Annotated in this window: 12 protein-coding genes; 11 read left to right on the top strand and 1 reads right to left on the bottom strand. The window is 53.0% G+C overall.

Annotation, left to right across the window (positions count from 1 at the left end; translation table 11 throughout):
* Positions 1–3 precede the first annotated feature (3 nt).
* The 7 genes from RO22_RS21265 to moaB all read left to right on the top strand — a co-directional run bounded on the left by RO22_RS21265 (position 4) and on the right by moaB (position 6,516).
* Entirely contained in the window at positions 4–618 is a 615-nt protein-coding gene (locus RO22_RS21265; protein WP_041159346.1) for a molecular chaperone, read from the top strand.
* A 66-nt stretch (positions 619–684) separates the two neighbouring features.
* Positions 685–885 (top strand): twin-arginine translocation signal domain-containing protein, encoded by a 201-nt coding sequence (locus RO22_RS21260; RefSeq protein ID WP_022521831.1) that lies wholly within the window; start codon positions 685–687, stop codon positions 883–885.
* A gap of 24 nt (positions 886–909) precedes the next feature.
* Positions 910–3,762 (top strand): molybdopterin-dependent oxidoreductase, encoded by a 2,853-nt coding sequence (locus RO22_RS21255; RefSeq protein WP_009285876.1) that lies wholly within the window; start codon positions 910–912, stop codon positions 3,760–3,762.
* A 64-nt stretch (positions 3,763–3,826) separates the two neighbouring features.
* A complete protein-coding gene (gene fdh3B, locus RO22_RS21250; RefSeq protein WP_022521832.1) occupies positions 3,827–4,441 on the top strand; it encodes a formate dehydrogenase FDH3 subunit beta in 615 nt (204 codons plus the stop codon).
* A gap of 11 nt (positions 4,442–4,452) precedes the next feature.
* Entirely contained in the window at positions 4,453–5,553 is a 1,101-nt protein-coding gene (locus tag RO22_RS21245) for a formate dehydrogenase subunit gamma (protein WP_009285875.1), read from the top strand.
* A gap of 103 nt (positions 5,554–5,656) precedes the next feature.
* Positions 5,657–5,989, top strand: a complete 333-nt coding sequence (locus RO22_RS21240; RefSeq protein ID WP_022521834.1) for a DUF1244 domain-containing protein — start codon at positions 5,657–5,659, stop codon at positions 5,987–5,989.
* Between the two features lie 5 nt (positions 5,990–5,994).
* Positions 5,995–6,516, top strand: a complete 522-nt coding sequence (gene moaB / locus RO22_RS21235; protein ID WP_022521835.1) for a molybdenum cofactor biosynthesis protein B — start codon at positions 5,995–5,997, stop codon at positions 6,514–6,516.
* Between the two features lie 131 nt (positions 6,517–6,647).
* On the opposite strand, the gene RO22_RS21230 is transcribed toward moaB, so the two are convergent.
* Positions 6,648–8,030 carry a PLP-dependent aminotransferase family protein gene (locus RO22_RS21230; protein ID WP_022521836.1) on the bottom strand — a complete coding sequence of 461 codons (1,383 nt, stop codon included), beginning with the start codon at positions 8,028–8,030 and terminating at the stop codon, positions 6,648–6,650.
* Positions 8,031–8,217: 187 nt separating this feature from the next.
* Here RO22_RS21230 and dctP point away from each other — a divergent pair, with 187 nt between their 5' ends.
* From dctP to RO22_RS21210, 4 genes are all read left to right on the top strand, one after another.
* Entirely contained in the window at positions 8,218–9,273 is a 1,056-nt protein-coding gene (gene dctP / locus RO22_RS21225; protein ID WP_022521837.1) for a TRAP transporter substrate-binding protein DctP, read from the top strand.
* Between the two features lie 72 nt (positions 9,274–9,345).
* On the top strand, positions 9,346–9,858 hold the full coding sequence (locus RO22_RS21220) for a TRAP transporter small permease subunit (RefSeq protein WP_027957017.1): 513 nt from the start codon (positions 9,346–9,348) through the stop codon (positions 9,856–9,858).
* Positions 9,855–11,177, top strand: coding sequence for a TRAP transporter large permease subunit (locus RO22_RS21215; RefSeq protein WP_041159345.1), 1,323 nt, complete (start codon positions 9,855–9,857; stop codon positions 11,175–11,177). Before RO22_RS21220 ends, RO22_RS21215 begins: the two co-directional genes overlap by 4 nt.
* Positions 11,178–11,185: 8 nt before the next feature.
* Positions 11,186–12,463, top strand: a complete 1,278-nt coding sequence (locus RO22_RS21210; protein WP_268747830.1) for a hydroxymethylglutaryl-CoA reductase, degradative — start codon at positions 11,186–11,188, stop codon at positions 12,461–12,463.
* Positions 12,464–12,520: the final 57 nt, after the last annotated feature.

Genomic DNA, 12,520 nt, shown 5'->3' with positions numbered 1-12,520 from the left:
CCGATGACGGATGCACTGCCCACGCTCAAAGAAGCGGATGCGCTACGCGCCGATATCTACCGGCTGTTAGCCACGCTACTGCGCCAAGCGCCAGATCCAGAACTACTCGACTGGTTGGCTGAGCTAACTATCGAGCAAGATGGTAGCCGCCTGGCAGAGTGCTGGCAGTCGTTGGCGGTAGCGGCCAACGGTGCGGATGCTGAGAGACTGCAGCGAGCTCACTTTCGCCACTTGGTCGGTGTGATTCAAGGTGAGGTGGTGCCCTACGCCTCCTGGTACCGCAACGGCGAATTGATGGAGGCGGCGCTGGTGGCGCTGCGCCAAGACCTAAAAGTGCTTGGCTTTGAACGCAGTGAGCATACCCGGGATCCGGAAGATCATCTGGCTGCCCTGTGTGAAGTGATGGCGATGCTGATCGACGCCGAAAGCTCTGAGCAGGGTTATTTCTTTAGCCAACATTTAGCCCCCTGGGCGGCCAGCTGTTTTGCCGACCTGGGGCAGGTAGACACCGCTTTCTATGCAGCGCTGGGGCAGTTGGGTAGCGCTTTTATGGAGAGCGAACAGGCTCGCTTGAGGGTTGATGCGGGCCATACGCCAGTGCGTATTCTTGAGCCTTAACGCAGGCTTCATAAAAGAAACAGCAAAAAAAGACCCGCATAAAAAAGCATGCAAGAGGAGAAACCCATGCAACCGTCACACAACGCTGAGCGCCGTCGGTTTATGAAAACCGTTGGGTTGGGAACCGCCGCTGCTGGCGCCGCGGCGGCAGTCGGTCATGTCACTCTGGCACAGGCTGACACTGCCCCGGTGAAAAACGAAAAACCAACGGTTAACTACCGTGAGACTGATCACGTCCGTGCTTATTACGCCTCGCTGCGTGACTGACGGCGGAATGCCAGGAGATTTGCCATGCGCTTAACTCGCAAAACAGACACCCCCAAGGCCTCAGGGCTGGGTATTTCCCGTCGCCAGTTTCTCAAACGCAGCGGTGCAGCCACTGGCGGTATGGCCGCCGTTGGCTTTATGAGTGCGCCCATGATGCAGCGCTCAGAAGCAGCCGATAAAACACCCGTGCTGGACTCGCCGGTCGAGACCAAACGCACCATCTGCTCCCACTGCTCAGTAGGTTGTGGCGTGTATGCTGAAGTTCAAGAGGGCATTTGGACTAAGCAGGAACCCGCTTTTGATCACCCTATCAACCGTGGCGCGCACTGTGCGAAAGGTGCTTCGCTGCGCCAGCACGGCCACTCCACGCGGCGTCTCAAGTACCCAATGAAGTTAGTCGCGGGTGAGTGGGAGCGTATGAGCTGGGATGACGCCATTAACGAGATTGGCGACAAACTGCTTGAGCTGCGCGAAGAGCACGGCCCGGACAGCGTTTACTGGTTGGGCTCGGCTAAGTTCAGCAACGAGCAGGCGTATTTAATGCGCAAGCTTGCCTCGCTGTGGGGCACCAACAATACCGACCACCAGGCGCGTATCTGCCACTCCACCACCGTGGCCGGCGTGGCGAATACCTGGGGTTATGGAGCGATGACCAACTCGCTCAACGACATGCATAACAGCAAGGCGATTCTGTTCATTGGCTCCAACCCCAGTGAAGCGCACCCGGTGGCGATGCAGCATATCCTGATCGCTAAAGAGCGCAACAATTGCGACATTATCGTCGCTGACCCTCGCTTTACCCGTACTGCCGCCAAGGCCAACAAATACGTGCGTCTACGTCCCGGTTCGGACGTCGCCTATATTTGGGGCTTGTTATGGCACATTTTTGAAAATGGCTGGGAAGACAACGAGTACATCAATCAACGCGTTTACGGTATGGATGAAGTGCGCGCTGAAGTCGCCAACTTCCCGCCCAGCGTTGTAGAAGAAGTCACCGGTGTCCCCGAAGCCGAGATGTACGATGTCGCTAAACGCCTCTCCGACAACCGGCCTGGCTGTGTGGTCTGGTGTATGGGCGGCACCCAGCACACCACCGGCAACAATAATACCCGCGCTTACTGCATTCTTGAGTTGGCGCTGGGGAATATCGGTGTGGCGGGCGGCGGCGCTAACATCCTGCGTGGCCATGATAACGTACAGGGGGCGACCGACCTGGGCCTTGGCTGCGATTCATTGCCTGGTTACTACGGTTTGGCGGAAGGTGCCTGGCAGCACTGGGCGCAGGTGTGGGATCTCGACTACGAGTGGCTTAAAGGCCGCTATGACGATACCGAGTATGCCGATGGTAAGCCCATGTACACTGCCGGTATTACCGTATCGCGCTGGGTCGATGGCGTGCTCGAAGAGGACGAGAATATCTCCCAGCGTACCGCGCTGAAAGCAATGTTCTACTGGGGCCACGCGGTTAACTCCCAGACTCGCGGCGTCGAGATGCAAAAAGCGATGCAGAAGCTTGAGATGATGGTCATCGTTGACCCTTATCCTACCGTTGCTTCGGTTATGCATGACCGCAGCGACGGCGTGTATCTGCTGCCAGCGGCCACCCAGTTCGAAACCACAGGCAGTGTCACCGCGACTAACCGCTCGATTCAGTGGCGTGACCGCGTGATTGAGCCGCTGTTTGAGTCCAAGCCCGACCACGAAATCATGTACCTGTTTGCTCGTAAGCTGGGCTTCGGTAATGAGTTGGTCAAGAACTACCAGATGAACGGCGACGAGCCGCTCATCGATGACATTCTGCGCGAAATCAACAGCGGTATGTGGACGGTCGGTTACACCGGGCAAAGCCCCGAACGCCTCAAAGAGCACCAGAAAAACTGGCACACGTTCAGCTTCGAGAATCTGCGCGCAGAGGGCGGCCCGGCGGACGGTGATTACTACGGCTTGCCGTGGCCCTGCTGGGGCACGCCAGAGTTCGGCCACCCAGGCTCGCCTAACCTTTACGACACCAGCGTGCCGGTGATGGAAGGTGGCATGGGCTTCCGTGCCCGTTTTGGTATCGAGCGTGACGGCGTCAACCTTCTGGCGGAAGGTTCAGCGCCGGTAGGTGGCGATATCGACGACGGCTATCCAGAGTTCAACGACCAACTGCTCAAAGACCTAGGCTGGTGGGACGACCTGACCGCCGAAGAGAAACAGGCGGCGGAAGGCAAAAACTGGAAAACCGACCTCTCTGGCGGTATCCAGCGTGTCACCATTGAGCATGGCTGCGCGCCTTACGGCAACGCCAAGGCACGCGCTGTGGTCTGGACTTTCCCCGACCAAGTGCCGAAGCACCGTGAGCCGCTCTACACCACGCGTCGCGATTTGGTTGAACGCTTCCCTACTTGGGACGACTTCGACTCCATCATGCGCCTGCCGACCATGTACAAAACCATTCAGGATCGCGACAACACTGGCGAGTATCCAATGATTCTCACCTCTGGGCGCCTGGTTGAGTATGAAGGTGGCGGTGAAGAGACGCGCTCCATGTCGTGGCTTGCCGAGCTGCAGCAGGAGATGTTTGTCGAAATTAACCCGGCGGACGCCAACGACCTCAGCATCAAAGATGGTGACGATGTTTGGGTAGAAGGGGCAGAAGGGGGCCGTGTGAAGGTCAAAGCCCTGGTCACTCCTCGCGTCGATCGTAACGTAGCGTTTATGCCGTTCCACTTTGGCGGCATGTTCCAGGGCGAAAGCCTGCGTGACCGTTACCCGGATGGGTCTGATCCGTACATCATTGGTGAGGCGGCCAATACCGCCACCACCTACGGCTATGACCCGGTGACACTGATGCAAGAGACCAAGTGCACCATCTGCCGCATTGAGCGGGCTTAAGCTTCGACCGACCTGACAGCACGGCGGTGCGGGAGCCATCCCGCACCGGCATGAGGAGAACACCATGGCTCAAATGAAATTTATGTGTGACGCCGAACGCTGCATTGAGTGCAACGGCTGCGTCACCGCCTGTAAAAATGCCAACGATGTCGAGTGGGGCATTCAGCGCCGTCGCGTGGTCACGCTCAACGACGGTGAAGCGGATGAAATGTCCATCTCCGTCGCCTGCATGCACTGTGACGACGCCCCTTGCATGGCGGTGTGCCCCACCGACTGCTTCTACAAAACCGATGACGGCATCGTGCTGCACGACAAAGACCTCTGCATCGGCTGTGGTTACTGCCTCTACGCCTGCCCGTTTGGCGCCCCGCAGTTTCCCCAGCAGGATGCCTTTGGTGAGCGCGGCAAGATGGACAAATGTACCTTCTGCGCGGGCGGCCCGGCCGAAAGCAAAGAAGAGGAGTACGAGAAGTACGGTTCCAACCGTATTGCCGAAGGTAAACTGCCGCTGTGTGCTGAGATGTGCTCCACCAAAGCGCTGCTTGCCGGTGATGCCCAAGACGTGGCCGATATCTTCCGTCAGCGTGTTGTCCATCGCGGGCACAAAGATGGCGCCTGGTCTAATAACCCTCAGGCCAGTGCCGACAACCTAGCCTATGATGCTGCCCATAAAGGGTAAGGAGGCGTGTCATGAACCTGTTGACTGCACAGGCATCCGGTGGGGTGCCACGCTCAGGTAAAGGGCTCGCCCTGGGTATTTGGCGCTTTATGTTGGTGGCGTTTGCTCTGGTGCTTAGCCTCGGCTTTACGCAAGTGGCGTTGGCTCAAGCGGATCCTGACCGTGAAATGAACACCGCTGCCCCCGGCATTACCGCCGACCAGTGGCGTCAGGTACGTAGTGGAGAGACCGGGCCTAACTACCGTGACTCGCGTTATGAAAGCGACTACAGCTTGATCAATGCAAGCGGTGAAACCTGGCGGCAGATTCGCAACCGCTGGGTGTCGCCGTTTGGTTTGATTGCGGTATTTGGCATGGCGGCGCTGATCGCGCTGTTCTACTTCATTGTCGGGCGTAAAGAGCTTGAGGCGCCACGCACGGGGCGTCTACTTTTGCGTTGGACGCTGATGAAACGCGCGCTGCACTGGACGGTAGCAACGCTGTTTATCATTCTGGCGCTGACTGGGATGACGCTGCTGTTCGGTAAATTCGTGTTCCGCCCACTGTTTGGCGATGGGATTTGGGCCTGGATGATTGCGGCGACAAAAGTGCTGCATAACTACCTGGGGCCGATCTTTGGCATTCTGCTGGTGATTCTGCTGGTCAGCTTGATCAAAGACAATATTCCCAAAAAGCACGACTGGGTATGGTTCAAGAAAGGCGGCGGTATGATTGGCAAAAAGCATGTGGATGCTGGTTTTGCCAACGGTGGTGAAAAAGCCTGGTACTGGCTGTTAGCGACGGTGGGAATCTTAGTGGTTGCCAGTGGCTTCGTGCTCGACTTCCCCAACTTCGACCAGGGCCGTGACACCATGCAGTGGGCCAATATTATCCACGCAGTGGGCGCATTGGGGCTTACGGCGGTTTCCCTCGGACATATCTATATCGGCACGTTGGGTACCGAAGGCGCGCTAGAAGGTATGACCACGGGCTATGTGGATGAGACCTGGGCCAAAGAGCACCATAATCTTTGGTACGAAGAGGTCAAAGACCAAACGCTATCGGAACAAGAGGTGGCGGCCCGCAAGTCATCTGGCGGCAGCAGTGAACCGTCGGCAACGCGAACCAGTTAATAAGCATTTAATGGTCGCTAAGACACCGCCTTTCGGCGGTGTCTTTTGTTATGCTTCACCTTAAGTTATTAAATAACCCAAGCCATGTATGAGAGGAACGGTTATGTCAGCGTTTGATGAGTTAGACCCAACCACGCGCACCGAGCTTGAAGCCGCCGCGTTTCGCCGCTTGCTACAGCATCTGGACGATAACAAAGATGTCCAGAATATCGACCTGATGATCCTGGCGGACTTTTGCCGCAACTGCTTATCGAAATGGCTGGTTAGCGCCGCGGAAGCGCGGGATGAAAGCCTCAGTTACGAAGAGGCACGTGAGTACGTTTACGGTATGCCTTACAGCGAGTGGAAGGAGCTTTACCAGCCGCCCGCTACGCCTGAGCAAATGGCGGCCTGGGAAGCTCACCACGCCAAAAAGAAAGCAGCCAAACAAGGGTGACGTCAATGAGTGAGCCAATGGTGCCCCTCAACATAGCCGTACTCACGGTCTCGGATACCCGCACGGAAGAGACGGATCGGAGCGGTCAAGCCTTGGTCGAGCGGCTAACCAACGCCGGTCATACTCTCGTTGAAAAGCGCATAGTGCCTGACGATGTCTATCGTATTCGTGCGGTGGTCGCGAACTGGATCGCCGAGGCGGATGTGCAGGTAGTCATCACCACCGGAGGCACTGGCTTCACTGGGCGTGACTCTACCCCTGAAGCCATCTCGGTGCTGCTGGATAAGCGCATCGAAGGCTTTGGAGAACGCTTTCGTCAGCTAAGTGGTGAGGAAATTGGCAGTTCCACCATCCAGAGCCGCTGCCTCGGCGGCTTAGCCAACGCCACGGTAGTGTTCTGCCTGCCTGGCTCAACCGGCGCCTGCCGCACCGGCTGGGACGGCATTCTGGCAGAGCAATTGGATAGCCGCCACAAACCCTGCAACTTCGCTAATCTGGTCATCCCAGGTCGAGGCCAGCATGGTTGAATGAGTGGCATATTTTCCAGGCTGCCGCTTGCTGTAGCAACAAGTTTGCGTGGCGACTTGTATTGGGGTTGCGCTGTCGTCGCGCTCTTGAAAGTTAGTGTCAATGCAATAGCTGCATTGGTTTTAACCGGCTAGCTCAGTGCTTCTTCCTTTAGAAAGTTTAGTAATAAAGGGTGATTCGCTAGAGCAATATTGATTCGAAGAGCTGACCCTGACTCGTCATTGCCTAAAGTAAACAAATTTCCAGGTGCTAGGAAAATCCCCTGTGCAGAGGCTTTTTTTGCTAGCTCAAGGCCGTCTACGCTTTTTGGTAAAGGGCACCAAATGTAGTAACTCCCGGTGGGTGGCTGAATTTGCTTGAAACCAATATTTTTCAACGAGGAGATCGCTGCTGCGCTAGCCTTGGCCACTCTCTCGCGTAAACGAGTCATTTGGCGACGATAGCGACCATGAATGATCATTTCATGGATCATCCTTTCAATAATGCTTGAACTGGTAACCACCGTGAGCATTTTAATATCAATCAGTGACCGAACCAGCGTCTGATTAGCTGCAATGTAGCCACAACGCATACTGGCAGATAGCGTTTTGGAAAAAGTGCCAACGTATATGACTCGGTTAAGGCCATCGAGCGAAGCAAGGTGAGGCGTTGATCGGGGGAGAATATCACCAAAAGGATCGTCTTCAATGATGGTTAAATCATGCTGTTCAGCGATACGTAATAAGGCATGCATATTCTGGAGAGACATGGATGTGCCGGTAGGGTTGTGAGCCATAGGCTGAACAAACAAAAGCCTTGGCCGGTATTCCCGGATACTCTGTTCCAGCATATCGAGATCCAGCCCTTGAGGTCCTCTAGTGATGCCGATGGTTTTGGCACGCTGTAGGCGTAATTTACCAAACATTGGGTAATAACCAGGGCTTTCAACTAGCACCACTTCACCGGGCTCTACAAAATGCCTAACAATCAGGTCGAGTGCATGGTTGGCGCCGAACGTCATCAAGATTTGATTTGGATGAACGCTAATTGCACGATCGTTTAGCGTTCTGGCGATATCTTCTCGCAGGCCGATCAATCCCTGAGGGTTGCCGTATTCGAACTCATCTCTGGCGTCATTATCCTGATTGCTGCGTTTGAAATAGCGGCGTATGTCCGAGCTTTCCATCCAACTTGCCGGCAGGCGTCCATCTCCGGCTCTGACTTCATAATGCTGATTCAATTGTTCTCTTAATAGAGAAACCAAGTCGACCGCTTCAGTAAAATGTTCAGGCTTGATAGCTGGGTGAGCTGGTCTGGTTGCTTCCACATAAAAGCCAGAACCGCGCCGAGGGCTGATATATCCAGTCGCGACTAAGCGGTCATAAGCATCAATTATAGTATTTTTTGAAACCCCAAAGCTCAGGGTTGCATTGCGAATGGAGGGTAATCTTGTCCCCGCCGTTAGCTGTCCCTGCTCAATGCGCTCAATAACTGTATTGGCGACTTGTTGTGCTCGAGGTGGTTTTTGCTTCATAAAAGGCTCAATTGTACCCATTAAGGAAAGGGTACAGTACATGGGTCAATTTTGAATATTGTACCTTGTCCAGCTTTCTCTATCACCCTAATTTAAGATAAGAGTATGTTTTATTTCTAACAATAATCGGTGATGCAGCGGTCTCTAGTTCGCGCTAATAGCACTGCCATTCACCATGGAGAACATCGTGAACTTAACAACCATAAATAAAAGCTGGTTCTTTTTAAAAACGGTCGCAGCTGTGTCCACTGTGACAGCCTGTGTGGCTCCTTCTATTGCTATTGCCGAGGATCTGCCCAGCGTAAACTGGCGAATGCAGGCGCTTTGGGATGCGGGGACGACGCCCTATGAATACGAAGAAAAATTTGTAGAGCGGGTGTCCGAATTAACTGATGGGAAGTTTGAAATTCGATTGTTTGCCGGTGGACAATTAGTGCCAGCGGCCCAAGCATTTGAAGCTGTACGTGCAGGTGCCTTCCAGATGATGAAGACATTTGACGGCTATGAAGCAGGTTCTATACCTGCTTTCGCGTTCACCAGCACAGTACCGTTTGGTTTTCCTGAGTCTGACCAGTACGAAGCTTGGTTCTATGAGAAAGGGGGAATTGAGCTGGCTCGTCAGGCCTATGCGTCAGCTGGTCTCTACTACATTGCACCTACGGTTTATGGGCAAGAACCCATCCATTCTAAATTTCCTATCGAATCTCTGGATGATCTGGATGGCAAAAAAGGCCGTTTCGTTGGCTTGGCCAGCACGGTGATGAGCGAATTTGGTGTGTCTACGACAGGATTGCCTACGGCAGAGGTGTATCAAGCACTTGAAAAAGGGGTCATTGATCTTGCCGATCGCGGCGACCTGACCGCTAATTTTGAAGCAGGCTTGGGAGAAGTGGCCGGATATATAGCTGTACCTGGCTTTCACCAACCCACGACAGCTACCAGTTATGTAGCGAACCAAGCGGCTTACGATAGTTTACCTGACTCTTACAAAGCGGCCTTGGAAGTGGCTGCCCGTGAGATTTCGTCTTCTTTACGGCAGCACATCCTTGCCCAGGATACTGTTGCTCTCGAAGAGTTCGAAGCGCAAGGCGTACAGATCACCCATTTGAGCCCCGATCTCATTGCAGAAGGGCGCCCGACCGCGATGAATGCATGGAGGAGAGCGGCTGGAGATGACGAATTGGCTAACGAAATTCTTAATAGCCAAATCGAATTCATGCAAGAACTTGGCTTGATTGACTGAGTTCCTACCTTACGGTTCCGCGCGCTGGCAATCCGGTAATAGGCCGGATTGCCTTCCCATCGAGGTTCAATTATGGCTGTTCTTCTTGGCTACTGCCGCCTTATAACGGCTCTTAACCGTTGGGTGGCCACGGTTGTATCGGCTTTTGTCTTCATTATGGTGGCCGTCATCAGCTACGAAGTAGTGTCCCGCTATTTTTTCAATGCACCCACTACCTGGGCTATGGAGCTTGCGACACTATTATTTGGCCCTTACTTCTTACTGGCTGGCCCTTATATTCTACATACTGCTGGACACGTCAATGTTGACATACTTTACCGTAAACTGCCGTTTAAGTTGGCAGGCTTAGTAGACTGTCTAACATATGCGCTGATTGTTGTAGTAACGGTGATTTTTATAGACCAGAGCCTACCTATAGCGCTGAATGCCTATGCAAGTGGTGAAACTTCATTTACCTCTTGGAATCCCCCCGTCTGGCCGGTGAAAGCGCTTATTCCGATCGCTTTTTTATTGCTTCTCATGCAAGCGCTGGCTGAAATTATTTGGGCAGTTAAGCGTATTCAAGGCCAAGAGGTGAAAGCATGAATTCTACTCTTGTCCTTTCAATGATGTTTGTCTCACTGTTGGTATTGTTGCTCAGCGGGATGCCTTTAGCATTTGTACTGGCATTTTTGGCAATTTTATTCACAGTCATACTGTGGGGAGCTGATGCACTAGTGCTGACTGTTCTCCAAACCTTTGATGCAATGACATCAGATATCTTGCTGGCTATCCCACTCTATGTGCTGATGGCAAGCGTGCTTCAGCGCTCAGGTATTATTGAAGCGTTATATCGTGCAATGGAGCTCTGGTTCCGACGTTTGCCGGGAGGATTGGCCGTCGGTACAGTGGCGATCTGTACGGTGATGGCGGCGATGACCGGCATTGTTGGGGCGGCTGTTGCGGCAATGGGCATCCTCGCATTGCCATCTATGCTGCAGCGCGGTTATGACCAGCGATTAGCACTGGGAACAATCTGTGCAGGAGGCACATTAGGCATTCTGATCCCTCCCTCAATTATTACTATTGTATATGCTTCTACTGCCCAGATATCAGTTGGCAAAATGTTTGCTGCCGGTATTGTTCCAGGAATAATACTGGCAGGACTGTATATTTTTTATATTATTCTGAGAGCAATTATCCAGCCAAACCTAGCTCCTCGGCAGTCTGGAGAAAAGACAAACCTAGGGGAGATGTTGAGTTCTCTTAAAGCTCTGATACTACCAGTACTGATTGTTTTATCCGTGCTGGGTAGTATCTATGCAGGTATTGCCACGCCCACCGAGGCAGCAGCAGTGGGTGTTGTTGGGGCGTTGATTTCAGCGGCCTTTCAGAAGCAGCTGACATTTAAAAACTTATCTGCTGCATCTATGGATACCTTGCGTGTGACCACTATGATTATGTGGATCACGATTGGGGCGAAGGTATTTGTATCCATCTTCACCGGCACTGGCGGGGCGGACTCGCTTCTACAATTCATTCAAGACCTTGAAATGAATCGCTGGTTAGTACTGCTTTCCATGATGCTGGTTTTAGTCTTCCTTGGGTTATTCCTGGATGAAATTGGCATCATCCTTTTATGTGTGCCTGTCTTCTTACCTATCATAAACGCCTTTCAATTTGATCCGGTCTGGTTCGGAGTGCTTTTCCTTATTACTGCTCAGATGGGTTATATCACCCCGCCTTTTGGCTACACGCTTTTTTACATAAAGGGAGTACTGCCACCTGATATTGGTATGGGAACTGTATACCGGGCCATCGTACCCTTCTTGGTTTTGCAGCTCATTGCATTAATTTTATTTATGCTTTTTCCCGAAATCGTTACTTGGCTGCCTGAACAACTTTCACAGAAAGTACGCTCTTAAAAAAGGAGATAAAAACAATGACTACAACGACTTCTCGTATTCCAGGGTTGCACAAAATGTCACCTGAAGAGCGGCTACAAAAGGTAGTGGAAGTCACTGGGTTGAGCGAGGATGTTGTCAGGCACCTGGGCAACACCGGCAACCTGGATTCAGCCACAGCCGACTCCATGATCGAGAATGTCATTGGTACCATGAACATTCCTTTGGGTGTGGCGACCAATATGCTGGTAGATGGGCATGATGTCCTAGTGCCCATGGCGACAGAGGAGTCTTCGGTGGTAGCCGCTGTCTGTAACGCAGCCCGTCAGTGCCGCTCGACCGGTGGTTTTAAGACAGGCATGTCGAATTCTCACATGATTGCCCAGGTTCAGTTGCTGGGTGTTCCGAATCCTGAATTCGCTCGTTTGCAGATACTAGAGCATAAGTCGGACGTTCAGTTGATATGTGATGAAACAGATCCGGTCTTGCTTAAACACGGCGGCGGGTTCCGTGATATGGAGGTGCGTGTTCTGAAAGGACGCACTGGGCCAATGGTGGTCACCCATCTGATTGTCGATACTCGTGATGCAATGGGCGCTAACGCAGTGAATTCCATGGCGGAAGCCGTAGCCCCCCATATTGCAAAATGGACGGGAGGGAAGACCTATCTGCGTATTTTGTCCAACTTGGCGGATCGTCGGTTAGCGAGAGCACGGGCTACTTGGGCTTTGGACGAAATTGGTGGTGCAGAGGTTCGTGATGGCATATTGGCCGCCTATGACTTCGCCGATATTGACCCTTATCGCGCAGCCACGCATAACAAAGGCATCATGAATGGGGTAAGTGCTGTGGTACTGGCAACTGGAAATGATTGTCGGGCCGTAGAGGCGGGAGCCCATGCTTATGCTGCCCGTACAGGACAGTACAGCTCATTAACACGATGGGAAGCCGATGCTGACGGAAACCTGACCGGCACTATTGAAATGCCTTTGGCGGTAGGCTTGATTGGTGGAGCCACGCGCTCTCACCCTACAGCGCGTATTGCGCTGGATATAATGAACATAACGACTGCCGAACGGCTTGCCTGCACTATTGCTGCAGTCGGTTTGGCTCAGAACTTCGCTGCACTCAAAGCACTAGCGACGACTGGCATCCAAAAGGGGCATATGGCACTCCATGCGAAAAATATTGCGGTCATGGCAGGTGCGGTTGGTGACGAGATTGAGAAAATAGCCGACGCGTTGGTGAAGCTTGGTAAGGTAAGGGTCGATGTAGCAGAAGAAATTCTCAACGAGGTGCGACAGTAACGCCTTAGCCAGCTTATATAAAACTGACTAGTCGTCTAGCTAGATGTAACCACTACG

Origin of the sequence: Halomonas sp. KHS3 (genome assembly GCF_000830495.1) — a bacterium.
GTDB classification, from domain to species: Bacteria; Pseudomonadota; Gammaproteobacteria; order Pseudomonadales; family Halomonadaceae; genus Vreelandella; species Vreelandella titanicae.
The sequence above is the reverse complement of the archived record's forward strand: the minus strand, read 5'-3'. Positions and strand labels throughout refer to the sequence as shown.